22 protein-coding genes are annotated in these 23,940 nt (G+C 64.0%); 9 read left to right on the top strand and 13 right to left on the bottom strand.

Annotated features, from left to right (window positions below; translation table 11 throughout):
- Positions 1-101 precede the first annotated feature (101 nt).
- Positions 102-545, top strand: a complete 444-nt coding sequence (locus AC0X69_RS04210; RefSeq protein WP_482611593.1) for an Hpt domain-containing protein — start codon at positions 102-104, stop codon at positions 543-545.
- Here the strand turns inward: AC0X69_RS04210 and AC0X69_RS04205 are convergent.
- Positions 512-1,408 (bottom strand): ABC transporter substrate-binding protein, encoded by an 897-nt coding sequence (locus AC0X69_RS04205; protein ID WP_482611591.1) that lies wholly within the window; start codon positions 1,406-1,408, stop codon positions 512-514. The two genes, AC0X69_RS04210 and AC0X69_RS04205, sit on opposite strands and share 34 nt — an antisense overlap.
- A gap of 72 nt (positions 1,409-1,480) precedes the next feature.
- Between AC0X69_RS04205 and AC0X69_RS04200 the strand changes: the two genes are divergently transcribed.
- Entirely contained in the window at positions 1,481-3,487 is a 2,007-nt protein-coding gene (locus AC0X69_RS04200; protein ID WP_482611589.1) for a glycosyltransferase, read from the top strand.
- Here the strand turns inward: AC0X69_RS04200 and AC0X69_RS04195 are convergent.
- The 5 genes from AC0X69_RS04195 to AC0X69_RS04175 form a co-directional block, all read right to left on the bottom strand.
- Positions 3,446-4,516 (bottom strand): DGQHR domain-containing protein, encoded by a 1,071-nt coding sequence (locus AC0X69_RS04195; protein WP_482611587.1) that lies wholly within the window; start codon positions 4,514-4,516, stop codon positions 3,446-3,448. The two genes, AC0X69_RS04200 and AC0X69_RS04195, sit on opposite strands and share 42 nt — an antisense overlap.
- Positions 4,517-4,773: 257 nt before the next feature.
- Entirely contained in the window at positions 4,774-6,732 is a 1,959-nt protein-coding gene (locus tag AC0X69_RS04190) for an enoyl-CoA hydratase-related protein (RefSeq protein WP_482611585.1), read from the bottom strand.
- Between the two features lie 72 nt (positions 6,733-6,804).
- On the bottom strand, positions 6,805-7,824 hold the full coding sequence (locus tag AC0X69_RS04185) for a GlxA family transcriptional regulator (RefSeq protein ID WP_482611583.1): 1,020 nt from the start codon (positions 7,822-7,824) through the stop codon (positions 6,805-6,807).
- A 250-nt stretch (positions 7,825-8,074) separates the two neighbouring features.
- Positions 8,075-9,697 carry an ABC-F family ATP-binding cassette domain-containing protein gene (locus tag AC0X69_RS04180; RefSeq protein ID WP_482611581.1) on the bottom strand — a complete coding sequence of 541 codons (1,623 nt, stop codon included), beginning with the start codon at positions 9,695-9,697 and terminating at the stop codon, positions 8,075-8,077.
- A 173-nt stretch (positions 9,698-9,870) separates the two neighbouring features.
- Positions 9,871-10,584, bottom strand: a complete 714-nt coding sequence (locus AC0X69_RS04175; RefSeq protein WP_482611579.1) for an MgtC/SapB family protein — start codon at positions 10,582-10,584, stop codon at positions 9,871-9,873.
- 304 nt (positions 10,585-10,888) lie between these two features.
- Here AC0X69_RS04175 and AC0X69_RS04170 point away from each other — a divergent pair, with 304 nt between their 5' ends.
- Both AC0X69_RS04170 and AC0X69_RS04165 read left to right on the top strand, forming a co-directional pair.
- Positions 10,889-12,220, top strand: coding sequence for a DEAD/DEAH box helicase (locus AC0X69_RS04170; protein WP_482611577.1), 1,332 nt, complete (start codon positions 10,889-10,891; stop codon positions 12,218-12,220).
- A 43-nt stretch (positions 12,221-12,263) separates the two neighbouring features.
- Positions 12,264-13,730, top strand: a complete 1,467-nt coding sequence (locus AC0X69_RS04165; RefSeq protein WP_482611575.1) for a glycerol-3-phosphate dehydrogenase — start codon at positions 12,264-12,266, stop codon at positions 13,728-13,730.
- A gap of 176 nt (positions 13,731-13,906) precedes the next feature.
- On the opposite strand, the gene AC0X69_RS04160 is transcribed toward AC0X69_RS04165, so the two are convergent.
- Positions 13,907-15,646: an acyl-CoA dehydrogenase family protein gene (locus AC0X69_RS04160; RefSeq protein WP_482611573.1), complete on the bottom strand. Its 1,740-nt coding sequence runs from the start codon at positions 15,644-15,646 to the stop codon at positions 13,907-13,909.
- A gap of 148 nt (positions 15,647-15,794) precedes the next feature.
- On the opposite strand from AC0X69_RS04160, the gene AC0X69_RS04155 reads away from it, so the two are divergent.
- The 5 genes from AC0X69_RS04155 (at position 15,795) to AC0X69_RS04135 (ending at position 18,791) form a co-directional block, all read left to right on the top strand.
- Entirely contained in the window at positions 15,795-16,019 is a 225-nt protein-coding gene (locus tag AC0X69_RS04155; RefSeq protein WP_482611571.1) for an FmdB family zinc ribbon protein, read from the top strand.
- Positions 16,016-16,891: an alpha/beta fold hydrolase gene (locus tag AC0X69_RS04150; protein ID WP_482611569.1), complete on the top strand. Its 876-nt coding sequence runs from the start codon at positions 16,016-16,018 to the stop codon at positions 16,889-16,891. The genes AC0X69_RS04155 and AC0X69_RS04150 overlap by 4 nt, the downstream gene beginning before the upstream one ends.
- 181 nt (positions 16,892-17,072) lie before the next feature.
- On the top strand, positions 17,073-17,600 hold the full coding sequence (gene infC / locus AC0X69_RS04145; RefSeq protein ID WP_482611567.1) for a translation initiation factor IF-3: 528 nt from the start codon (positions 17,073-17,075) through the stop codon (positions 17,598-17,600).
- Positions 17,601-17,760: 160 nt separating this feature from the next.
- Positions 17,761-18,567 carry a hypothetical protein gene (locus AC0X69_RS04140; RefSeq protein ID WP_482611565.1) on the top strand — a complete coding sequence of 269 codons (807 nt, stop codon included), beginning with the start codon at positions 17,761-17,763 and terminating at the stop codon, positions 18,565-18,567.
- A gap of 23 nt (positions 18,568-18,590) precedes the next feature.
- Positions 18,591-18,791: a hypothetical protein gene (locus AC0X69_RS04135; RefSeq protein ID WP_482611563.1), complete on the top strand. Its 201-nt coding sequence runs from the start codon at positions 18,591-18,593 to the stop codon at positions 18,789-18,791.
- A 23-nt stretch (positions 18,792-18,814) separates the two neighbouring features.
- Here the strand turns inward: AC0X69_RS04135 and pedC are convergent, their stop codons facing one another.
- The 6 genes from pedC to lanM form a co-directional block, all read right to left on the bottom strand.
- Positions 18,815-19,645 (bottom strand): lanthanide ABC transporter permease protein PedC, encoded by an 831-nt coding sequence (gene pedC, locus AC0X69_RS04130; RefSeq protein WP_482611561.1) that lies wholly within the window; start codon positions 19,643-19,645, stop codon positions 18,815-18,817.
- The gene (pedB, locus tag AC0X69_RS04125) at positions 19,642-20,388 is read right to left on the bottom strand and encodes a lanthanide ABC transporter ATP-binding protein PedB/LutE (protein WP_482611559.1); all 747 of its coding nucleotides are present in this window, start codon (positions 20,386-20,388) and stop codon (positions 19,642-19,644) included. The genes pedC and pedB overlap by 4 nt, the downstream gene beginning before the upstream one ends.
- Positions 20,389-20,533: 145 nt before the next feature.
- A complete protein-coding gene (locus AC0X69_RS04120) occupies positions 20,534-21,493 on the bottom strand; it encodes a YVTN family beta-propeller repeat protein (RefSeq protein ID WP_482611557.1) in 960 nt (319 codons plus the stop codon).
- A 128-nt stretch (positions 21,494-21,621) separates the two neighbouring features.
- Complete coding sequence (pedA1, locus tag AC0X69_RS04115) at positions 21,622-22,797, bottom strand: lanthanide ABC transporter ABC transporter substrate-binding protein PedA1 (protein WP_482611555.1); 1,176 nt, start codon at positions 22,795-22,797, stop codon at positions 21,622-21,624.
- Positions 22,798-22,850: 53 nt separating this feature from the next.
- The gene (locus tag AC0X69_RS04110) at positions 22,851-23,303 is read right to left on the bottom strand and encodes a hypothetical protein (RefSeq protein WP_482611553.1); all 453 of its coding nucleotides are present in this window, start codon (positions 23,301-23,303) and stop codon (positions 22,851-22,853) included.
- A gap of 131 nt (positions 23,304-23,434) precedes the next feature.
- Positions 23,435-23,839: a lanmodulin LanM gene (lanM, locus tag AC0X69_RS04105; protein ID WP_482611551.1), complete on the bottom strand. Its 405-nt coding sequence runs from the start codon at positions 23,837-23,839 to the stop codon at positions 23,435-23,437.
- Between the last annotated feature and the right edge of the window lie 101 nt (positions 23,840-23,940).

Genomic DNA, 23,940 nt, shown 5'->3' with positions numbered 1-23,940 from the left:
GAAGCGCCAGTCTCCATGCTGGGGCTCATTCGGCCAGCCTATCGGCCGGTCTGCAAAACGATCGGCTTTGCGGTAGATATCAAGGGGAATTAGGAATGGGGATGGCGAAACTGGCGGACTCGACCTTTTCGAACTGCGAAGCTCAGCCGCAGCCTTTTTCGGACGTCGACGTGGAGTCCCCCATCGACCTCGTCCATCTCTCCCGACAGACTTTCGGCGACCATGATCTCGAACGGGAGCTGCTGGCGCTCTTCGACGCGCAGGCGGGTCAATTTGCGGCGCGCTTGCGGACGCCGGCCGCATTCGGCGACTCCGATTGGCGGATCGCTCTCGCTCATACCATAAAGGGTTCGGCGCGGGCGGTGGGCGCCTTCGCGGTCGGCCATGCGGCGGAGGCCTATGAACAGGCGCTGCGCAGCGGCGATCCTCGCGCCGCCGAGAAATCGGAGATTCTAGGATCAGCGATAGGACGCGCGCGCGACGCCATCGCCCTGTTGCTGGGCGGCCAGGCTCAGAACGGTCCGACGGGGAAATATTTCAAGTAAAGCTCGGCGAAGACGCCGCGCTGCGCCAGCCGGGAGAGCGCATAGTCGAGCGCCCGGCGCAGCGGCACATTGCCTTTTTTCACGGCGATGCCGACGCCCTCGCCGAAATATTTCGGATCGGTGAAAGGCCCGTCCCGAAAGACGCAGCAGCCCGCCGCCTCAGCGCCGTTCAGCCAGTAAGAAAGCGAGATCGCGTCGCCGAAAAGCGCTTGGACGCGGCCGTTTTTCAATGCGTTGCGCGCCAGGGCGGGCGTCTCGAACGTCACCAGCGTCGAGCGCGGATAGAAGGCTTTGAGAAAAGCCTCATGCCGCGAGCCCGCGACCACTGCGACAGGGCGGTCGACGAGGGCGGCGGGCGACGCCGATTTCAAAGTCGTGTCGGCCTGCATGACGAAACGACCGGGCGTCAGCATGTAAGGTCCAGAGAAATCCGCCTGTTTTCGAGTCTCGTCGTTGATCGCGAGGGAAGCGATGATGGCGTCGCCGCTATTGTCGTTCAGCGAGGGAATGAGCAGATCCCACCGCCGGCGCTGGATGGTGCAGGGGATGTCGAGTTCGACGCAGATCGCTCTGGCGAGATCGACGTTGAAGCCCGCGACCTGCCCATCCGAAAGCAGGAAATTGAACGGCGGGTAGTCGTCCTCGGTCACGAAGCGGATCTGGCGCAATCCCGAAATGTCGGGCTTTTCAGGGGTGCGGTTGGGGTCCCAGAACGAGGGCGCGTTGGCGGCCGGCGCTTGCGGCGCGGGCGGAACGCCATCAGTCGCCGCGGCCGCGACGCCGGACGTCACGAGCAGGGCGGCCAGCGCGGAGCGAATCGTGGCGACGAGAGCGGATCGGCGCGGCTTCATGAAACGACGCATAAAATTATTGCGTGGCCCTTGCTGGAGGTCGATAGTCGCTCGCAGGCTGCTTGCGCTTGCCGGATTTATTGCATGAATTTCGTTCCGATCGATAGTGTTGCTTCCGCCGCTTCGCAGATCAAGGACGATCTTCCTCAGCCTTTAAGACGCCGGGCGCTTACTGACTCAGCGACCATTCGGGGGCCTCCGCCGTCTGGCGAGACCGCGCCACGATCCGTTCCCGTCGAAATCGCCTTCCTTTCGGCGCATGGCGTGCCGGAACAGGTGCTGCACTTCGCCGCAGCGACGGCGCGCAGACAGGGCGTCTGCGCCGACGAGGCGCTGCTCGCCGAAGGGCTCGTCTCCGAGGACGTCTACTACCGAGCGCTGGCGAAGCATCTCGACGTCGACTTCATCGACAGTCCTGTCGACGTCAGCGCCTCTGGCCTTGCAACAGCCGGATGCGGCTATGCGCGGGTGCGCGACGCGTCGAGCGGCGTGCTGTGGTTGTTCGCGCCGAGCGGCAGCGGCGTGTTTCGCTTGATGAGCGCGCGCCGCGCCGCAAGAGGCCGGTCGCTCTTCGCTATCACCACGCGGACGCGGTTTTTGGAGGCGGTGCGCCGCGCAGATCCCGCGAACGCCGCCCGCGACGCGGCGTTTCTGGTCGAGCGCGTCGACAGGGACTTGTGTGCGCGCGGCGGCCTTCGTCGGGGACAGGTCGGCTGGCTGCTCCTCGCTCTGGTCGGACTGTCGGCGAGCCTTTTCGCTCCGGTCTTCTTTCTGCGCATCGCGTCCGCCTTGCTCCTGGCAGGCGCTTTCCTTTGCGGCGTTTTTCTGCGGCTTTTCGCCAGCGCGGCGAGCTTTCAGGAAGCCGTGGACGCCGAACCGCTCGAGAGCGATGCGCGACTGCCGATCTACACGATCGTCATCGCGCTCTACCAGGAGGCTGCGGTCGCCAATCAACTCTCCCGCGCGATCGACCGTCTCGATTATCCGCGAGCGAAGCTCGACGTGAAATTCGTGATCGAAGCCGACGACGACTCCACCGCCGCCGCGCTGTGGGCGCACGCGCCGCATGCGCCGCATGAGATCGTGGTCGCCCCCGAGGGCGCGCCGCGCACCAAGCCGCGCGCGCTCAATGTCGCCATGCCGCTGGCCCGCGGATCTCTCGTCGCCGTGTTCGACGCGGAAGATCTGCCCGAGCCGCGCCAGTTGCGCCGCGCGGCGACGCTGTTCGCCGCTCTGCCGCCGAACGTCGCCTGTCTGCAGGCGAGCCTCGCCATCGACAACGGCGGTCTCAATTGGATGACCGCGATGTTCGCGCTGGAATACGCAGCGCTCTTCGACGTCTTCAATAAAGGCCTGGCCGCGATGGGACTGCCGCTCTTTCTTGGCGGCACGTCCAATCATTTCCGCATCGAGCCTTTGCGGGACATCGGCTTTTGGGACGCCTTCAACGTCACCGAGGACGCGGATCTCGGCCTGCGTCTGGCGCGCGCGGGCTTTGAGGTGAGGACATTCGCCTCGCAAACCTTCGAAGAGGCGCCCGCGGTTTTCGCCGCCCTGGTGAAACAGCGCACGCGCTGGTTCAAGGGCTGGCTGCAGACGTTCATCGTGCACTGCCGCAGGCCTGTGCGGCTTTTCGTCGAGCTCGGCGCCCGGCGCACGTTCGCAGTGCTCGCCATGTTCGCCAGCGGATTGTTCGGTCCTCTGCTGGGCCCGCTGCTGGCGGCGCGCGTGACATATGACGCGATTTTCGGGGCGCTGCTGTCGCCGGTTGGTCCGCTGGACATCGCTTTGAGCACGCTGTGGTGCTTTCTGGCGGTCGCCGGAGCGATCTCCCTGATTTTGCCGCTCGCCATCGGCATGCGCCGGCGGAGCCTGACGCGGCTCCGTCGCGCGCTGATCTATCTGCCGCTATGGCTGATGATGCTGAGCATCGCCGCCTGGCGTGCGCTCTACGAACTCTGGCGGCGTCCCTTCCATTGGGAGAAGACGGAGCACGGCCTCACCACGCGCAGCGTCGTCGACATGGAAACGACCGTCGATCCGTTCTCCTCACGAGAAGAGCCACTGTTTGATCAGGAAACCGGCGCTTAGCGCCTTGCCATAGTGCTCATGCAGCGCGACATGGCTCATGCCGGCGCGCGGCAGATCCGATTTCTTCAATCGCTTGAAGAATGGGATGAGCACATCCTCGAAGTTCGCCACCGAATATTTCCCGCCATGGCGGTCAGCTACGCGCTCGGCGACATTGGTGAACAGCAGCGTCAGCGCCTTGAACAGCGCCGGATGCGCGATCTGCTCGTCGGCGTTGTGCAAACCGAGGCCATGCCGGCAGGCGCGGAAGTAGCCGTTGAGCACCGCATAGACTTCCTCGGCGCGCGCATCGACGAACGCGCCCTTGATCGAGCGCAGCGCCGCGTTGAAGGTGACGCGCGAAATCGTTCCTTTGCGCCGCTCCGCCGGGCTCAGCAGGCCCTTTAAAGCGCTGTCGTCGCGCGTGTGGAAAAGATCGAAGACGTCGTGCAGCAGGGCGTCGGCCTGCGTCTCGACTTCCGAAAGTCGGCGGATGTCGAGCAGCAGTTCGTTGGGCACCGGCCGCTGCTTGGTGTTGATGTCCATGAACAGCCGGCATTCTTCCGAGCGCTTCAGCTTGTTGTAGATCACCACCGGCACGTCGACGGCGTGTTTCGCCAGCTTGAAGCCGAACACGCGGTGCTGCCCGTCGATGATCAGGAACGCGCGCGGGTCCTTGCGAAAGGCGAGGACGCCGGTGGCGCGATCATAATGCATATGCGCGCGCGACTGCGCCGACAGCACGACGGCGCCGGGAACCGTTCCGAATCCGGCGTCGATATAGCGCGCGATGGATTTGGCGCGCTTTTCGTCGAGCAGGCGCTGGAAACCCTCCTCCGGGTTCTCGACGCGCGGCTCGACCGTGCAGGTTTCGGCGAGCAGGCTGCTTGGCAGCACCAGAGCGTAGAAGCGGTGCTTTCCCTGGCAGACGAGTTGCGCCGGCGCGCTGAACGCGTTTTTGTCGGCGGTGGCGGAGGAGCTGCGATATTCGGCTGCTTCATCCGCCAATGGGGCGGATTCGACGATGTCGCTGAGCGTGTCCCGATCCATTTCCTGATCCCTCGGAAGCGCGAACTTTGACAGCGTTCGCGACAGCTGACTCGACGAATCGACCGGCACTCGGGCGAAACGCTAAGCGGGAAAAGAGTCAGGAGCAAGACGAAGAAGGGGGGGCGGAGCGATTGATTCCCTTAGACGCGGGAAGGAACCCTGGCGGCGCTGGCGAGCAGTCTTGCCGGCGACGCATCAGCGCAAAAAACCTTTCGGCTGTTTCGCCCGGATTTTCCGCTACCCTCGGTTCGCCATCGTCAGCGCGCCACGGCGAAGAGCCGCCGAATGGTGACCTGCAGCAGATCCGTCCATGCCTGGGCAAGGGGGAACGACTCGCGATCATCCTCCCATGGCCGTACCGGTTGGAGCTGGCGAACCAGACGCTCGGGCGCGCTGGCCCAAATCGCCGACTGCTCGTCGGCCGGTCGGGAGGGCGACGTATGTGCAATCGAAGGGGGCATCGGCGGAGCGCCCTTGAAGATAAAGCGCCGACGGGCCTCATGGTAAGCGGGATCAGGACCAAAGAAATTGACCCGCATCCACTGGAGCTCCTCGTCGCGATAACTCGCCAGTGGTTTGGCCAATTCGTCCTCCAGCCGCCGCTGGAGTTTCTTCACCAACAGCGCGCCGTAATCCGGTCCCTGCGCTAGCGCCATGGCGCGCCGCCTCAGCTCTTTCTCAAACATTTCTATGTCTTCGCCGAAGACCTCATCGAGAAAGCCGATCTCGCAAGCCTTCTGCGCGCCGAGCGGTTGGCAACCCTGCGTAAGCTCCAGCGCTTTTTCTTGCCCGACGCGCTTTGGGAGCAGATAAGTCCAATATTCTGAACCGTAGAGTTCGCCCATGCCGCGGTAGTGAGGATTAAGAACGACGCTGGGACGAGCAAAAACCTGATCGGCCGCCAACGCCAGAATCGCGCCGCCTGCGCCGGCGTTGCCACGCATTCCCGCGATCACGACATGCGACATGGTGTTGATGACTTCATGCACCAGATCGTCCATGGCGTTGATGTTCCGCCATGACTCTTCAGCCGGATCGGCGCTCGCTTCGATCACGTTCAAATGGATGCCGTTCGACCAGAAGTCGCGTCCGCCGAGCAGCACGATGACTCTGGTGGGGCGCGAGCGGGCGTAAAGGAAAGCGTCGCGCAGACGCTTGCATTGCGCCGTGCTCATCGCGCCGTTGTAAAAATCAAACGAGAGATAGCCGACTTTGTCCTCTTCCCGATAGACGATTTCCCGGAAAGTCCAATGGTCGTCGGGCGCATCGATAGCCAGCGGCGTGTCCGGCGTGTCGCGAAGGAGCGGACCCAACACCTGAGTTGCAGGCAACTTGATGCCGGACGCGGCGCAGAATTCTTCAGCGCATCGTTCGCAGCCAACGCCGATCTGAGCCAGGCGGCAGATTTCCTTGTGCGCCTGATCGCTCTTCGCCTTCAGATGGGAAATCCAGACAGCGCCATCGACGGCGCCGATGCAGATCGCGCCATCACGGCGCGAAATGATCTGACCAGGCGCTCCCCTAAGGCGATCCTCTGCGTGAGCGCCGAACAGAAAGCAGTCTATGTCCAGCAGTTTGCTCAGAACGCCCGGGGCGCTGTCGGCGGCGCGCAATTTCCTGATGATCGTCGCCGACGAGTCCTTTTCCCAATCAATAGAACGGTCCGCCTGCTTCATCGGCGGGCGCAGGCGGCCGCGCGCGTAGCACATGGCCGCGCAGAGAGGCTCCGGACGCCAGCCCCCGGATTGAACCTCACCCGTCTCGATCCGCGCGATCGCTTCCAGCACGCCGCGGAGAGCGGCTTCAGTGACCGGGCCGCGATAGAGACTGCTCTTACTCGGCGGATCGGATTCGAGCGCGAATTCGTAAGACGCCCAAATCGGGCCCGCGTCGAAATCCTCGGCGGCCTCCAGAATGGTGACGCCCCACGCCTTTTCGTCGTTGGCGATGGCCCAATCGAGCGACGATGGTCCTCGGTCGCCTTTGATGCCCGGATGCACGATCAGACATCTCGTGCGGGTATAAACCTCAGTTGGAATCGCGATCTTCAACATCGGCGCGACAATCAGATCCGGAGCATGCCGCTCGGCGGCTTCGATCATCTGCGCGCCACTCGCGACAACCTTCACCCGAATTTCGTGCCCGCGTTCGGCGAGTTCGACAAGGAGCCGCTGGCTGAGACTATTATGCGCGGAAGTCAAAAAGAGAATGCGCACGGGATCCTCCCATGTTCTGGACGGTTCGGGTTAAAAGAAACCGTTGCGCCGAAATCAGCCTGCGCGACTGAGTCAGGCGTCTAGCGTCGATCGGAAGCGCGCGCGATAGTCAGCTGGACTGGCGTCGAAAAGGCGCTGAAAGGTGCGTCGCATCCGTTCGGCGTTTCCGAAACCACATTCCATGGCAATAACCTCGATCGATGATTTCGTGTGCTCAAGCTTGGCGCGCGCTGCGTCCGCGCGCGCGCGTTCGGCGAATTCCGCCGGCGTCTGACCAGTCTCGCTGCGGAACAGGCGCGAGAAGCTGCGCTCACTCATCGCCATGCGATCAGCGAGCGCGGGAACGCTCAGGTTTGCCTCGGGATGAGCCAACATCCATGTCTGAAGTTCGCTGACATCCGCTCGTAAAGGCTTCTCCCATACGCTCGTATGGCCCCTGAACTGCGATTGACTGCCCGGTCGCCTCGGAAATACGAGCAGCGCGCGCGCGACGCCCAGCATCGCTTCCCTACCCAGATCCTCCTCCACCAGAGCTAGGGCGAGGTCGATGCCGGCTGTAATCCCCCCTGAAGTGTAGACGTTTCCGTCGCGGACGAAGATGCGGCTCGAGTCGACTTCGATTGACGGATACGACTTCGCGAGTTGGTCCGCATAAACCCAGTGCGTTGTTGCGCGTCTACGATCTAGGAGGCCCGCTTCTGCGAGAACCGCTGCGCCAGTGCAAATCGAAACGATCCGGCGTGTCCTGGGAGCAATTGACCGCACCCAATCGATCAGCATGGAGTCTTTGACGGCCGCTTCGCAGCCACTCCCGCCAACCACGACCAAAGTGTCCAATCCCTCAACCATCTCGCTGTAGCTGTGGGAGGCGAAGATCTGCAATCCGGACATCGTCGGGACAAGTCCGGCCGCTTGAGCGATCACGACGGAGTGGTAGGTCGGCGGCTTTCTTAGCACGCTCAACATAAGGTTCGCCCAATGGAACGTTTCGAACGGTCCGCTAAGATCAAGGCTCTGGCAGTCCGGGTAGACGAGAAACCCGATTTTCCGGAAGTGACCGTCGTCAAAGGTGCGTGAAAAGTCCTTGTCCATGGCGCGATCTTCACGCCCGCCTCAGGTTGCGGCAAGGACAAATATCCCACCTTTTCGGCCAGGCGCGGGCTCTGAACGGCGGGTTCGGGCGAGAAGCGGGGAGTGTAGCTGCGGGCGTAGACCCGCGCCAGGCCGCTGACTCATCTCCTGGCTGGCTTCGAGATCCTGAGCGACTAACGTCCGTCGTCGGAACTGTTGGTCCTCGACCGGTATTCTGGCCGCGCGAACTCTGTCGCCGGCCGTGCTGTCGTCAGCTTCGGAGACCGGGAGCCTCATGGCCCGTGCGGGCCACATATTCCGTGTAGCCGCCGCCATAGAGGTGAACGCCGTCGGGCGTAAGCTCCAGCACCCGATTGGATAGCGCCGCCAGGAAGCGCCGGTCGTGCGAGACAAACAGCATGGCGCCCTCATAGTGCGACAGCGCTGTGATGAGCATCTCCTTGGTCGCCAGGTCCAGATGGTTCGTGGGTTCGTCAAGCACGAGAAAGTTCGGCGGGTCGTAAAGCAGTTGGGCCATGACGAGACGCGCTTTCTCGCCGCCCGACAATACGCGGCATTTCTTCTCGACGTCGTCGCCGGAGAAGCCGAAGCAGCCGGCCAACGTGCGCAGCGAACCCTGTCCGGCCTGGGGGAAGGAGTTCTCCAGCGACTGGAACACGGTGCGTTCGCCGTCCAGCAACTCCATGGCGTGTTGCGCAAAGTACCCCATCTTTACGCTGCCGCCCTGCGCGACCGCGCCTTCGTCCGGCAGCGAGGAGCCCGCCACCAATTTCAGCAGCGTGGACTTGCCCGCGCCGTTGACGCCCATGACGCACCACCGCTCATTGCGGCGAACTTGAAAATTCAGTCCCTCGTAGATTCTGCGGGCGCCGTAGCTCTTGTGCACGTTCTTCAAGGTTATGACGTCCTCGCCGGAGCGCGGCGCCGGCGGGAATTCGAACAAAATCGTCTGACGGCGCTTGGGCGGCTCCACTTTGTCGATCTTCTCGAGCTTCTTCACGCGGCTCTGCACTTGCGCGGCATGCGACGCGCGCGCCTTGAACCGCTCGATGAACTTGATTTCCTTGGCGAGCATTGCCTGCTGACGCTCAAACTGCGCCTGCGCCTGCTTCTCGCTCTGCGCACGCTGTTGCTCGTAGAACACGTAATCGCCCGAATAGCTCGTCAGCGCGCCTCCGTCGATTTCCACGATCTTGGTGACGATGCGGTTCATGAATTCGCGATCGTGCGACGTCATCAGCAGCACGCCCTCATAGGCTTTGAGGAATTCCTCCAGCCAGATCAGGCTTTCCAAGTCGAGATGGTTGCTCGGCTCGTCGAGAAGCATGGCGTCGGGACGCATGATGAGGATTCGGGCAAGCGCCACGCGCATCTTCCATCCGCCGGACAGCGCGCCGACATCGCCGTCCATCATCTCCTGAGTGAAACTCAGGCCCGCGAGGATTTCGCGCGCGCGGCCTTCCAGGGCGTAGCCGTCCAGTTCCTCGAAGCGGGCCTGCACCTCGCCGTAACGCTCGATGATTTCTTCGATGTCGCCCGCCCGGTCGGGATCAACCATGGCGTCCTCCAGCTGCTTCAACTCGGAGGCCACCGCGCTTACCGGACCCGCGCCGTCCATCACCTCGGAGACGGCGCTGCGGCCAGACATCTCGCCGACGTCCTGGTTGAAGTAGCCGATGGTGACGCCCCGGTCGACGGCCACCTGTCCCTCGTCGGGGCTCTCCTGTCCCGCGATCATCCGGAAGAGCGTCGTCTTCCCGGCCCCATTGGGACCGACGAGGCCAACTCTCTCGCCCTTAAGGAGCGTCGCGGAGGCCTCGATGAAGAGGATCTGGTGACCGTTCTGTTTGCCGATGTTTTCGAGACGAATCATGTGTGCAGGGGACCCGGGAAGGAAAGTTTGGGTAGCCATTAGGCCATGTGGCGCGCCGGCGGAAGAGCAGTCCAAGCCGCGAGCCGTCCCAAGCTTCGGCGGAAAACGTCCGCTCTGCGTGACAGGCTGAGATTCACATTTTTGACCCACGACGCGATCTCGCGGCGCCCCTCTCAATCGCTCGTGCGCGAGGACCAGGTCGCGTGGGAGACGCCGGCGAGGGCGGCGAGCGATTCGACCACGGCGTCGAGCTGTGCGCCGGTGGCGCTCGTCGTTGCGAGAGTGGCGACGATTTCGACGTCGTCTTCGCGTTCGTTCTCGACGATGTCCCGGATCGGATAGGACGCGGCTTCGAGCAATTCGATCAGCTGATCGCGTATTGCGTCTCGTCTAGTTTCACTCGCGGCGACGCGGACCTCAAAAACCGCCTCCGTCGCGGTCTCGTCGATCGGCGCGCGCTCGATCAGACGGACGAGCGGCCGCAGCAGCGTATTGCCGGCGAGCACGAAGCCGGCGAGCACGAAAGCCTCCGCGGGCCGATCGGCGCCCGCGAAGGCGCCCATCACCGCCGAACACCAAACCGTCGCCGCGGTGCTCAGCCCGCGGACGTTCATCCCTTCCTTGATGATGACGCCGGCGCCGAGAAAGCCTACGCCTGAAGCCACATAGGCAAGCACCCGCGTCGCCCCGTCATTGCCTGTGAGCCGCATGCCGAGGTCGACGAAGGCCGACGCGCCGAGGGCGACCAGCGCGTTGATGCGCAGTCCGGACGTGCGCTGCCGATACTGGCGCTCGGCGCCGATCGCCGTCCCCAGAACCAGCGCCACGAGCAGCGACAAAAATGTATTGAGAATTTCCGCGCCGTCGAAATTTGCAAAGGCGTTCATAGAGCTTCATCCATCTGGGCGTCGCGCGACCGCTTATAGGAGCGCGGGCGCGAGTTGTCGCGGGCGGCGCCGGCGCGGTTTTGCTTTGACCTTGCCGCTGCGCTCCTGTATGAAGGCTGCGCTGCGCCGCAGCATGAGGCGCTCCAGCCGCGTATGGTCGACGTATCCGTCGACGAGCTGTCGAGCGCCCCCTTTCCCACGCCGAGGCCCGTTACGCGGGGCCGACTCTTTTTTGGCCAGGACTGCGCGACTTTCTGCGCGCGGTCGTCGTGGCTCGAATCGACAACTGAAAGCAACGACTGAAGTGACCACATTCTCAGATCTCGGCCTGAACGAGATCCTGCTGCGCGCGCTTGCGCGTGAAGGCTACACGACGCCGACGCCGGTCCAGGCGCAGGCGATTCCCGCTCTCCTGCAGGGACGCGACCTCCTCGGCGTGGCCCAAACCGGCACCGGCAAGACGGCGGCCTTCGCTCTGCCGATCCTGCACCGGCTGCTTGCCGACCGGCGTCGCCCGGCGCCCAACACCGCACGCGCGCTCGTTCTCGCGCCGACGCGCGAACTCGCGACGCAGATCGCCGACAGTTTCCGGGCCTATGGCCAGTTCTTCCGTCCGAGCGTCGGCGTCATCGTCGGCGGCGTGTCGCATCGTCCGCAAATCGACATGCTGGCGCGCGGCCTCGACGTGCTCGTCGCGACGCCGGGACGGCTTCTCGACCATATCGCCAGTGGCAGGCTGAAGCTTGCGGCGACCGAGGCGCTGGTGCTCGATGAAGCCGACCATATGCTCGATCTCGGATTCATCATTCCGATCCGCCAGATCGTCGCGAAACTGCCGAAGCAGCGGCATACGCTGCTGTTCTCGGCGACGATGCCGCGGGAAATCGCCGCGCTCGCCGACGACATGCTGCGCGATCCCGTCAAAGTGTCGGTGACGCCGGCGGCCACCACCGCCGAGCGCGTGGCGCAACATGTGTATCTTGTCGCCAGCAACGCCAAGCGGGACTTGCTGTTGGAGCTGCTGGGCGACCGGGAGATCTCGCGCGCCATCGTATTCACGCGCACCAAGCGCGGCGCCGATCGCGTTGCGCAGCATCTGGAGAGCGCCGGCGTCGGGGCCGACGCTATTCACGGCAACAAAAGCCAGAGCCAGCGCCTGCGCGCGCTCGACGCATTCCGCAAGGGCCGCACGCGCGTGCTTGTCGCGACGGATATCGCCGCGCGCGGCATCGACGTCGACGGCGTGACGCATGTCGTCAACTACGAACTGCCGGAGGTCGCGGAAGCCTATGTTCATCGCATCGGCCGCACCGCGCGCGCCGGCGCGACCGGCAGGGCGATTTCGCTCTGTGACAATGGCGAGCGGCCGCTGCTGCGCGCCATCGAGAAGCTGACGCGTCAGACGCTCGCCTTCACCGACCGGCGAAGCGCAGACGCCCGCCATGACGATAACGAGCCGGCGCGCCGGGCGCCGAGGGGGCCTCAGTCGCCCGCGCCGCATCGAAACGGCGCGCAGCATCCGCGGCGCGACGGGCAGCGTCCCGCCGGAAAGCGTCCAGGGGCGCCTCTCGACGGGCGCAAGCGGCGCGCCAATGGCGGCGGGCGCCAGGCGCAGGCGAGCCGTCCGCAGGGATAAGGCTTGACGCTATAGTCATGGCCGCTTCGAATCGAGGACGGCCATGATCTACGATCTTCTCATCGTCGGCGGCGGGATCAACGGCTGCGCCATCGCGCGCGACGCCGCCGGACGGGGCCTCGCCGTCAGGCTCGTCGAGCAGGGCGATCTCGCGCAAGGCACGTCATCCGCTTCGACGAAGCTCATCCACGGCGGTCTGCGCTATCTCGAACTCTATGAGTTTCGGCTCGTGCATGAAGCGCTCGCCGAGCGGGAGTTGCTGCTCGCCGCCGCGCCGCACATCATCTGGCCCTTAAAATTCGTTCTGCCCTACGAGAAGGGACTGCGTCCCGTATGGATGCTGCGACTGGGCCTCTTCCTTTACGATCACCTCGCGCGCCGCAAGCGGCTCGAAGCCTCGCATATGGTGAAGCTCGCCGGCGATCCGCTCGGCGCGCCGCTGCGCGACGTTTACCGCGTCGGCTTCACTTACGCCGATTGCTGGGTGGACGATGCGCGGCTCGTCGTCTTGAACGCGCGCGACGCCGCGGAGCGCGGCGCGACGATCAGCGTCGGCGCTAAGCTGGTTCACGCCGAACGGCGTGGCGACTGCTGGCGCGCGACGCTCGAGAGCGGCGAGACGATTGAGTCACGCGCGTTGATCAACGCCGCCGGCCCCTGGGTGTCGAAGGTGATCGAAGACGCGCTGCGCATTCGTTCGCGCAAACATGTGCGGCTCGTGAAGGGCTCGCATCTCGTTCTGCGCAAGCTTTTCGAAGGTCCGCAGGCCTATATTCTGCAAAACCCTGACGGCCGCATTGTTTTCGCGATTCCCTATGAGCGCGATTTCACGCTCGTCGGCACGACCGACGTCTCCTTTGATGGTCAGCCCGGCGCCGTCGCGATCAGCGAGGCGGAGACGGACTATCTGCTCAATTCGCTCAACCATTTTCTGCGCAAAGCGGCGACGCGCGACGATATCGCGTCGAGCTACGCCGGGCTGCGGCCGCTCTATGACGACGGCTCGCTCGAAGCGTCGGTCGTGACGCGCGACTACGCCTTCGATCTCGACGCGCCCGACGATGCGGCGCCCTCGCTGTCAATCTTCGGCGGCAAGATCACCACGGCGCGCCGGCTCGCCGAACATGCGCTCAATGAACTCGCGCGCTTTCTTCCCGGCCCGGGCGAAGCATGGACGGCGGGCGCAGTGTTTCCGGGCGGCGACATGCCGCAGGGCTTTGACGCTTTTGTCGACGGACTCAAACGCGACAAACCCTTTCTTGGCGACGGATTGGCGCTGCGCCTTGCGCGCGCCTATGGAACGCGCGTTTTTCAGATCCTGAAGAATGCGCGCGCGTCTGGCGATCTTGGCCGCGACTTTGGCTGCGGCCTCACCGAGGCGGAGATCGCCTATCTGCGCGAAAAGGAATGGGCGCGCACCGCGGACGATATTCTCTGGCGCCGCTCGAAGCTCGGTCTGCATATGAGCGACGCGCAGCAGCAGGCGCTGCGGGAGTTTGTGGGCGCCTAACGACTTTTCCGCGTCATGGCCGGCCTTGCGCCGGCCATCCACGCCAAGACGTCGCGAAACTCAATGCCGGATCGGCCGCCCGTAATGCAACTGCTCATGCGTGGATGGCCGCGACAAGCGCGGCCATGACGCCGTGGGGTGGTCGAGGCGCGCCGGCCAGCGGAGCGCGCAATCGATTATTCTTGAAGCGCTGCATGCGCCTCGTTCACCGAAGCGCCGCCGTCGATCACCGTCTTCGCCAATCCGGGCGCGGCGACGGCGACATTCTCCGCGAAGAAGCGAGCGAGTTCGGCGTAGCGCGCGGCGCTTGGATGATTCTCCTTCGCCGCCGCCTTCGCGCCCTTGGCGAGCAGCGTCGCGCCGCGCGCCAGCGCGAAGAGCCGCAGATAGGGCGTCGCGCCGGCCAAGGCACCAGCGAGTTCCGCTTTCGTGAGAAACGCGCTCGCCTGCGCCAGCGCGTCGACAGCGGCGTGTAGCGCCTCCTGCGAGAAATCCGCACTCCGCGCGATGACTCGCATATCCTCGATCTCGCGCGCGAGCGCCGCGCCGTCGCTCTCGCGAATCTTGCGCGTAACGAGATCGATCGCCTGGATGCCGTTCGTGCCCTCGTAGATCGCGCAGATGCGGGCGTCGCGCATCAGCTGCGCGACGCCGGTCTCTTCGATATAGCCCATGCCGCCAAAGACCTGAATGGCGAGCGACGTCGTCTCATTGGCGACATCGGTCGAAAAGGATTTGGCGACGGGCGTGAGTAGACTCGCGCGCTCATGCGCCTCTGCGGCGCGCGCGGAAGCGCTGCCGCGATGCGAACGATCGATCGCCGCGGCCGTCTCATAGCAGATCGCCCGCGCGGCGGCCGTTGAACTCGCCATGGTCAGCAGCATGCGCGCGACGTCCGGATGTTCGATGATCGTGCTCGTCTCCCTGGCGCCCGGCGCGCGTCCCTGTTTTCGCTCGCGGGCGTATTGAAGCGCCATCTGCGTCGCGCGTTCGGCGAGCGCGACGCCCTGCAGGCCAACCGACAGGCGGGCGTTGTTCATCATGGTGAACATGCAGGCGAGGCCCTTGTTCTCCTCGCCAATGAGGTAGGCGACGGCGCCGTCTTCATCGCCATAGATCATGGTGCAGGTCGGAGAGCCGTGGATCCCCAGCTTATGCTCGACGCCGCCGCAGCGAAGGTCATTGTGGCGCGTAAAGGCGCCGGAGTCGTCGGGCAGGAATTTCGGCGCCAGGAAGAGCGAGATGCCGCGCGTTCCCTGAGGCGCGTCGGGAAGACGCGCGAGCACGAGATGCACGATGTTGGGCGCAAGATCGTGCTCGCCATAGGTGATGAAGATTTTCTGGCCGAAGAGTCGGTAGGCGCCGTCTGGCGCGCGTTCGGCGCGCGTGCGCATCAGCCCGAGATCCGATCCTGCGCCGGGCTCGGTCAGATTCATCGTCGCCGTCCACTCGCCGCTGACGATCTTGCGCAGATAGGTCTCTTTCAGCGCGTCGCTCGCATGCGCCTCCATCGCCTCGATGGCGCCATGGCCGAGCAGCGGACAGACGGCGAAAGCCATATTGGCGGCGTTCCAGATCTCCGTGCAGCCGGCGTTGAGCAGGGCGGGGAGGTCCAGTCCGCCATATTCCTGCGCGGCGGCGATGGCGTTCCACCCGCCTTCCTTCCATTGCGCATAGGCTTCGCGCCAGCCGGGCGGGGTCGCCACGGCGCCATTGGCGTATGTCGCGCCCACGCGGTCGCCGATTTTATCGAGCGGCAGGAGAATCTCTTCCGCGAATCTGGCCGCCTCTGCCAGGGTCTGATCAGCGACGCCGTCGGCGAGATCGCCATAAACGCCGCCCGCCTCGATCGCGCCTTCGCCGGCCGCGAGGCGAAGCGCGAAAAGTATGTCGTCGAGCGGCGCGCGATAGGTCATTCGAATTTCCCTGATATGATTCGTCACATGGAATCTAGCGCGGCGCGGGCGCCGCGCGGCCATGCTCGCCAATACGCATATGGCTTGTCGCGACGCGATTGGCCCGGTAAATTTGACGATCTTCCGTTCGGCACATCAGAGGGGGCTAATGCCGCTTTTCGCCTATCGCTGCAACGACTGCGCGCATGAGTTCGAGACTCTGTCGCGTTTCGATGAAACGCCCGCATGCCCGTCCTGCGGCGGGGCCCATGTCGAGCGCCAATTGTCGCTCATCGCGCGTCCCGCCCCGGGCGGAGAGTCGGGCGAGACGTGTGGCGCGATGGCGGGCGGCGCGCCCTGTCCGAGTTGCCCGGCGCTAGCAGGCCAGATGTGACCTCGGCGGCGACGCTTCTTGAGGCGCGCCGCATCGTCGTTCCAGCTAATGGAATCGAGTTTGAGATCCTTGAAGCCGGGCCAGGCGATCGCCTCGCGCTGCTTCTGCACGGCTTTCCCCAGCACGCCGTCATGTGGCGACATCTCGTCGGGCCGCTCGCCGCCGCCGGGTTTCGGGTCTGGGCGGTCAACCAGCGCGGCTATGGCGCGACCACGCGGCCGTCGGAAACAGACGCCTATTCGCTCGAGAAGCTGACGACGGACGTGGCCGCACTGATCGACGCCGCCCGTCCCGCTTCGGTTTCGTTGATCGGCCATGACTGGGGCGGGCTCATCGCCTGGACCGTCGCCATTCGGAATATGCGACCGATCGACGCTCTCGTCGTTTTGAACATTCCACACCCTTTGTGCTTCCGGCGCGCGCTCGAACTGGAATGGAGACAGAAGCTCAAATCCGCCTATGCGGCGTTCTTTCAGCTGCCCTGGCTCCCTGACCGGCTGCTTTCCGCGGCCCACGGCGCGTTGACCGAGCGGCTGATGCAACGGGTTGCAGGGCGGGCGGGGGTTTTCTCGAAGGAGGCCATGGACATCTATCGCGCCAATGTCGCGGCGCCTGGCGCGGCGACGGCGATGCTGAACTGGTATCGCGCAGCTGGACGCGAGATCCTCGAGGCGGAGGACCTCGAGCGGCCGATAGATGCGCCGACGCTTGTGGTCTGGGGACTGAACGATGTGGCGCTTGGCGAATCCTGCCTGAGCGGCACGGAGCGCTATGTTCGCAGCCTCCGGATCGAACGTCTGCCGTGCGTGTCGCACTGGACGCCCGAAGACGCGCCGGAAAAGGTTAACGCGCTGATTTTGAGCTTCCTCTGAAATAATCGGCGCTCATAGCGGTAAAAAGCGGGGTGGGCGGGCCTGGAACGGTTGACTTGGCGCGCAGGCGTGGGAATCTCTCTCATGGTCCCGGACCGAGAGTCCGGCGGTCGCTGTTTTGCGCCTTTGGCTCTGCGGCTGGCTTTTGGCCAAGAGAAGGAGATGATCCATTCGCCGTCCAATGAAGAGCGTCGCAGCCCCCCAGAAGGAAGGGCCGCGCATCAATCGGGAAATTCGCGCGCGAGAAGTGCAGCTAATCGATTCCGAGGGGAAGAATCACGGCGTCATCCAATTGCCGGAGGCGCTCGCTATCGCCGAGACGGCGGGGCTCGACCTCGTCGAGATCGCGCCGAACTCCACGCCCCCCGTCTGCAAAATTCTTGATTACGGGCGTTTTCGCTTCGCCGAGCAAAAGAAGGCCGCCGAAGCGCGCAAGAAGCAGAAGGTCGTCGAGGTTAAGGAGATAAAGCTCCGGCCCGGCATCGATGACCACGATTACGACGTGAAGATGAAGGCCGTCCGCCGCTTTTTTGAAGAAGGCGACAAGGTTAAGGTCACCCTTCGCTTTCGTGGCCGCGAAATCGCGCATCAGGACATCGGCTATCGGCTCCTTTCACGGGTGAAGGCGGAGACCGCGGCGCTGGCCAAGGTCGAACTCGAACCGTCCATGGAAGGACGGCAGATGGTGATGGTGCTCGCGCCTCGATAGCGCGCGCCTCGCCGCAAGGGCAGGGGCCGGCTGCGGCCGAGGGGTGGCGATCGCCATGTTTGGATCCGGGTTTCGCACACCGAGCGCGCGGCGGCGTGTCGCCTGTGTTCTTGGGGCGGCGGCCATCGCCGCCTGCATCGCGCCCGCCGGAGCTCAGCTCGTGCTCCCCGGAGCGGTCGCCCCGACCCCGGAAGGGACGGTCGCCAGTCCGCAAGCCAAGAAAAGAAGCGTCGGCGGCGAGATGGGCGCGGCCGCAGGGCCGGCAATCATGCCAAAGGCGCCCTCCGAAGACGCGATTATCGGAAAAATCCTCAAGCTCGACGGCGAGGCCAGCGCCATTGAATTCTCCCGCGCGGGCGCCGACTTGCAGGTGGCGAAGCTCACGCTCGTCGGGGACGATCTGCGGCGCTCGGGCGAAGCCTGCCGAGTGGAAGTCGCCGGAACGCCACTGAAGCTTTCGGCGCGCGATAGCGATAATGGACTACGTCGCTATCAGATCGCTTTCCCAGCCTGCGCCTTCACATTCGACGTTCTCGACGGGGCGATCCTCGTCACCAATGAGGGCAAGGCCTGCGAACTGAAGGAGGCGGGCTGCCGCGCCGATCCCGAGGGTCTCTGGGGGATGAGCGCGGATGAGATCGATCCCAAGAAGGGCGAAGAAATGCTCGGCGCCCGCGCGCGCGTCGAAAAGACGGTGCGCAGCACATTCCGCGCGCTTTACGATCAGAACAAGAAGGAAAAGGCCGTCCGCAGCTTCCTCGTCAAGCAGCAGGCGGGCTTCTCGTCCTGGCGAGAGGAAGTGTGCCGCTCCTACGCGCGAGAGCCGGATTTCGGCTACTGCGCCTTGCGGCTGACCGAAGCGCGGGCCATTGCGCTCGGCGCGCAGCTCGCCTCCGGCGTCAAGCTGCCGCCGGGCGTCGCCGAAGAGATCGCGGCCGAAAGCGCCAAGAAGGACGAGAAGAAATAGAGACGCCGCGAGGGGAGGGCTCAATGTTGAAATCAGCCGCGACGACGATTGTTCTGGCGATTCTCCTCTTGCCCCATCCCGCCGCAGCAAGCCCCTGGACCGAAGGACAGGCCGAGTGGTTCAAGCATGGCGCGCGGCACGGACGCTGGGACTGCTACGGCAAATGTCCCGAAGGTCGCGCGCATAGCAGCGAAAGGCGACGCGGCGAGCATCGCCAACGCTAGTCGCGAAAAACGTCGGAACTCTTTCAGCCGCCCCGGCGCATCAGCATGCCGCGCGCGGGATCGTAGGCGATGATCGCGGCGACGAGAAATGCGCTTGTATAGGCGGCGAGCACCGCGAGCGAGGTCCACGCGACCTTCTCGTAAAAGGCGAAGCGAATGAGCTCCACCGCATGGGTGAACGGATTGACTTCGCAGATGTAATAGAGCCAGGGGCTCGACTCCTTCACGCGCCATAGCGGGTAGAGCGCGGAAGACGCGAAGAACATCGGAAAGATCACGAAGTTCATGACGCCGGCGAAGTTTTCGAGCTGTTTGATCAGCGACGACAGCAGCATGCCGAGCGAGCCGAGCATCAATCCGCTGAGCGCGAGCGCCGGCAGCACCGTCAAATAGCCCCATTTCGTCGGGGGTTCGATCTCCCAAAAATAGGCGATCAGCAGGAAGGCGTAGACCTGCAGAATCGAGACGGCGACGCCCGCGAGGAGTTTGGAGCCAAGCAGAAACCAGCGCGGGAAGGGCGAGACGAGCAGCGTCCGCATATTGCCCATCTCGCGGTCGTAGACCATCGAGAGCGACGACTGCATGCCGTTGAAGAGCTGGATCATCGCCATGAGGCCCGGCGCGATATACACCTCGTAAAGCACGTAGGTTTCGTAAGGCGGGATGATCGAAACGCCCAGCACCTGGCGGAATCCCGCCGCGAAGATGAAGAGCCAGACCAGCGGGCGCACCAGCGCGGAGACGAAGCGTTCGCGCTGATGCAGGAAGCGCAAGCCCTCGCGCCAGACGACTCCCGACAGGCAGATGAGATATTGGCGAAGGGTGAAGCCCGTAGGCGCAGCGAATTCGCTCATGCCGAAAGCCTCTCCTGATCGACTCCCGTGATGCGCGAGAAAGCGTCGCCGATGTTGGCGGCGCCTCGCGCCGCGACGATGTCCGCGGCGCGTCCAGTCGCCAGAACCTTGCCCTGATGCAGAATGACGACCTGATCGTCATCCGCGACTTCATCGATCAGATGCGTGGTCCACAGAACGCCCAGGCTTTGGTCGCGCACCAAGCCGCGAACGAGCGTGAGGAGATCGGCGCGCGCCTTGATGTCGAGACCGACGGTCGGTTCGTCGAGAAGCAGCAGACGCGGATCATGCAGCAGCGCGCGGGCGATCTCGACCCGGCGCATCTGTCCGCCAGACAGCGCGCGTGCCTTGTCTTGCGCACGATCCGCGAGGCCGGCGCGGGCCAGCGCCGCCTGTCCGAGGCGGCGCGCGTCGATCGGGCCGATGCCGTGCAAAGCGGCGTGATAGAGGAGGTTCTGCATCACGCTGAGCTCCAGGTCGAGCGTGCGCGCCTGGAAGACGACTCCGAGCTGGCGCAGCGCGGCGCCGGGCTCGCGCATCACATTGTGGCCGAAGATCTCGATCTCGCCGTGTCGCGCCGCGTAAAGGCGGGTGATGAGCGAGAACAGCGTGCTCTTGCCGGCGCCGTTCAGTCCAAGCAGCACGGTGAAGCCGCCGGCTGCGACGGAAAAGCTGACGTCGTCGAGCGCTTTGCGCGCGCCATAGGAATGGCTGACATTTCTGATGGCGAGCGCGGGCGTCACTCTGGCGCTCCGACAGGGTTGTCATTCCCGGCATTCACGCAGCGAGTAACCGGGAATAGAGAGCCGCAGCCGACAGCGCCGATTGCGGCTCTGGATTCCCGACCGCGCTTCGCGCGTCGGGAATGACAGGCGTGAAGACTGACGCTCATTGCGGAGCCACGACGACGCCCCAGGGGAAGGAGCCGACCGGGATCGACTTCACTACTTTGAGCGACGCGAGATCGATCACCGATACGTCGTTGGAGACGCCATTGGCCGTGAGCAGATATCTCTCGTCCGGCGTGAAAGCGAGATGCCAGACGCGCTGACCGACGAGCAGATATTTCTCGACCTTTTTCGTCTCCGCGTCGATCACCGCGACGCGATTGGCCGGACCAAGCGCCACGAAAGCACGCTTGCCGTCGCGCGTCATCGCAATGCCGATCGGTTGGATCGCTTCCTTCGACATCGCCGGAATGTCAAAGCTGATCTTCTGCTTCAATTCACGCTTCGCCGGATCGATGATGGCGACCGTGCCGCCGACTTCCGAAGAAACCCAAAGCTCCGAACCGTCGTTCTTGAATTCGGCGAAACGCGGCCTTCCATCGACGAGAATATTCGCGACGATCTCTTTCGACTGCGTGTCGATGAGATGCGCCATATTGGTGGTCTCGGAAGTGTTGACGAGCAGCTTGCCGTCCGGGCTGATCGCCATCCCCTCTGGTTCGACGCCAACAGGGATGTCGCCGATCATCTCTTTCTTTTTCACGTCGATGAGCGTGACGAGATTGTCGTTTTCGTTCGAAACATAGATGACGTCGCCGCGGGGACTGAGCGCCAGAAGCTCGGGATCGGGGCCGGACGGCAGCTTGCCGGTGATTTTCAGCGTCTTCGTGTCGAGCACCTGGATTGCGTCGTCGTCGCCGGCGCAGATATAGAGTTCGGAGCCGTCCTTGTTGAGCTCGATGCCGCGCGGCCGCCGCCCGACTTTTACCGTCGCTGTCGCTTCCATCTTCTCCGTATCGAGCACGGTGATGGAATTGCCCTTTTCATTGCTGACGTAAGCCTTGTAGGCCTGCGCGGGCGTGACAAGCAGCGTAGAGCAAATGAAGGCGGATATCGTCATGATCATCGCGCTACGCACGTCATGCCCGCGCTTGTCGCGGGCATCCACGCCGCGGAGATTCCCACATGGATGACCGGGACAAGCCCGGCCATGACGACCGAAATGGGAGCGCACCGGTAGAGCCTTCTTCACTTCAATTTGCATTTCGTCTCCGGCTGATCGGCTCCGAGCGTGTCGAGTTCGCTCGTTTGATGGAGGAAGCCTTCCTGCGGCGAAACGGAGACGATCATCCGTCCGTCCGAAAGCAGTATCGGCTGGCGCAACTGCTGATTCCATGGCCGCAGGGTGAGTCGCACGCCCTTGAACGCGGCGATGGAGAAGTCCTTGCCGAGCATATATTGGCGAAGCGTTTCGGGCTCATTCGATTGCGTGCGGGTCGCGGCTTCGCCGACCATGCGCATGGCGACCCACGCCGCATTGTCGCGCCGGTTCATCAGCCGTCTGAAGGTCTGAATGAAGCGGTTCTGCAACTGGCGCGCGCCCCACTGCTCATGTGAGGCGTCCCAGCTCGTCGGCGTGAGCCCGCCGGCGCCCGCCACCGGACGCGGGTCCCAGGTGCGGTAGGGAAGATAGCCGCCGAAGACTTCGCTCTCGTCCGCCGCGACCAGAACATCATAGGCGGGCGCGTTCTGCGTCAGGACCGGGATCTGCCGCTGCGTCTGCACCGAGCCCGAGTCACTGCGCCGTCCGCCGCCGGCATCTTCATAGACGCGCTCCTCGACGATTTTGACGCCGAATTTTTTGGCGCTGTTTCGCAGCGCCTGCGCGAGGAGTTCATCATTCGGATGCGACCCTTTGATCAGCAGCCAGCGACGCCATTGCTTCCAAACGAGATATTGCGCCAGACCGTCCGCGAGCATCGAGCGCGTTGGCGCGACATGCATGATATTGGCGCGGCAATCTTCCTCGCGCAGGCGTTCGTCGGGTGCCGAGATATTGAACAGAAGCGCGCCGCGTTGTTTGGCGCGGTCGCTCGCCGCAAGCAATCGGTCCGGCGACAGATCGGCGATGATGAGGAGGGCGCCCTTGTCCGCGAGCGCGTCGACGGCGGCGCCGACGTCGGCGCTATCGTCGAGACTCTCGTCGACGGTTTCGAACTGCTGGTTGGTGAATTTTCCCGTTGTATTGTTGTCGGCGGCGCCGAGCAGCGCGCCGGCGAGCGCGTCGTCGGAGGCGGGAATATCAAGGATGGAGAGAGTCTCCTGGGAATGTTGCTCGCGCAACACGCCGACTTTCGTCGTCAGCGGATCGCCCGCCGCGGGAAGCGCGGCGAGCAGCCAGAAAGCGGCGACCAGACGTTTCATACGCCTTAGATGACCGCTTAGCGCAAGCGGATCAAGTCTGTTCCACGCTCGGCCTAGCCGATGATCCGGAGCAGGGCGCGACCCCTGGGCGTATCCAGCTCGTCATGGTCGAGAACACCATTGCCGTTGCGGTCAACCTCGTCGAACATCTCGTCGATCACCGAGAGAAATTCGCGCCGGGTCAAATTCTCGTCGGCGGACTGCCCGATCGAGCGGAATCTTTCCCAGGCGGAGGAGGGCCCGAAATCACGGAGGCTGACGACGCCGTTTTCCTTCTTGTTATCGAAGGCGTCGCGCGCCGACCGCCTGACGTCGCCGAGATCCAAGACACTGTCTCGTTCCGTGTCCCCGCGGCCGTATCCGTAATAATCGTCGCCGCGCTGGCCCTGCCGCTCATATTGAGAGCTTTGCCGGTCGCTGGAGCCGGGCGAGCCCGCGTAGGCGCCGCCAACTGTAAGAGCGCCCGCAACGCCAAGCGCGACGCCGAAGATAAGCGATGTCTTCATTTCCGACCTCCATTCCTTCAGGATGGAGGCCGGTGAGTTAGCGCGCGCCTTCGGAGCTGGAAGCGCCGCCGATACAAAAAACAACCGCATGCAGGGGCTTCGCAGCGCTCGAGCGCCTGCGATCAAGTCGCTTAGCGGGTCACGCGCAGCAGAGCCTTGCCCTTCTTGGAAGCGAACTCCTTGGCGTCCAGGGTGCCATCGTTGTCCGGATCCGCCTCCTTGAACATGGCGGACACCATGGCGAGAAACTCATCCTTGGACAAGGTGCCGTCATTGTCAGGATCGGCCGTCTTGAAATCCTTCTTGGAGACGCGGCCCTTCATCTCTTTGAAGTCGACGGTCCCGTCTGCGTCCTTCTCGAGACGACCGAAGAGATCCTGCGCCGACTTATTGATCTCGTTGAGATCCACTGTGCCGTCGTTGTCAGTGTCGAGCGCGGCGACGGCTCCCGTTTCCTTCTTCGCGAGCGCGGCCGTCGTGGGGAGCGCGATAACGCCGGCGAGCGCCAGGGCGCCGAGCAGCAATGCTTTGTTCATTTGCGACTCCTTTGGGTAAGGTCATCGCATGCAATATAGCGCGGGCGACGCCAAGCCGACTAGCGGCAAGCGAAGACCGCAGTGCCCCTCGCCCGCGCCTT

Source organism: Methylocystis sp. Uni0008 (genome assembly GCF_056838045.1).
This window is presented reverse-complemented; position numbering and strand designations above follow the sequence as displayed.

Coding starts and splice junctions, on each gene's coding strand:
- lanM (WP_482611551.1), bottom strand. CDS start 23,839: ATGAACAAAGCATTGCTGCTCGGCGCCCTGGCGCTCGCCGGCGTTATC.
- AC0X69_RS04155 (WP_482611571.1), top strand. CDS start 15,795: ATGCCGCTTTTCGCCTATCGCTGCAACGACTGCGCGCATGAGTTCGAG.
- AC0X69_RS04175 (WP_482611579.1), bottom strand. CDS start 10,584: ATGAACGCCTTTGCAAATTTCGACGGCGCGGAAATTCTCAATACATTT.
- AC0X69_RS04120 (WP_482611557.1), bottom strand. CDS start 21,493: ATGACGATATCCGCCTTCATTTGCTCTACGCTGCTTGTCACGCCCGCG.
- AC0X69_RS04205 (WP_482611591.1), bottom strand. CDS start 1,408: ATGCGTCGTTTCATGAAGCCGCGCCGATCCGCTCTCGTCGCCACGATT.
- AC0X69_RS04135 (WP_482611563.1), top strand. CDS start 18,591: ATGTTGAAATCAGCCGCGACGACGATTGTTCTGGCGATTCTCCTCTTG.
- AC0X69_RS04180 (WP_482611581.1), bottom strand. CDS start 9,697: ATGATTCGTCTCGAAAACATCGGCAAACAGAACGGTCACCAGATCCTC.
- AC0X69_RS04185 (WP_482611583.1), bottom strand. CDS start 7,824: ATGGACAAGGACTTTTCACGCACCTTTGACGACGGTCACTTCCGGAAA.
- infC (WP_482611567.1), top strand. CDS start 17,073: ATGAAGAGCGTCGCAGCCCCCCAGAAGGAAGGGCCGCGCATCAATCGG.
- AC0X69_RS04110 (WP_482611553.1), bottom strand. CDS start 23,303: ATGAAGACATCGCTTATCTTCGGCGTCGCGCTTGGCGTTGCGGGCGCT.
- AC0X69_RS04165 (WP_482611575.1), top strand. CDS start 12,264: ATGATCTACGATCTTCTCATCGTCGGCGGCGGGATCAACGGCTGCGCC.
- pedA1 (WP_482611555.1), bottom strand. CDS start 22,797: ATGAAACGTCTGGTCGCCGCTTTCTGGCTGCTCGCCGCGCTTCCCGCG.
- pedC (WP_482611561.1), bottom strand. CDS start 19,645: ATGAGCGAATTCGCTGCGCCTACGGGCTTCACCCTTCGCCAATATCTC.
- AC0X69_RS04200 (WP_482611589.1), top strand. CDS start 1,481: ATGAATTTCGTTCCGATCGATAGTGTTGCTTCCGCCGCTTCGCAGATC.
- AC0X69_RS04195 (WP_482611587.1), bottom strand. CDS start 4,516: ATGGATCGGGACACGCTCAGCGACATCGTCGAATCCGCCCCATTGGCG.
- AC0X69_RS04160 (WP_482611573.1), bottom strand. CDS start 15,646: ATGACCTATCGCGCGCCGCTCGACGACATACTTTTCGCGCTTCGCCTC.
- AC0X69_RS04210 (WP_482611593.1), top strand. CDS start 102: ATGGCGAAACTGGCGGACTCGACCTTTTCGAACTGCGAAGCTCAGCCG.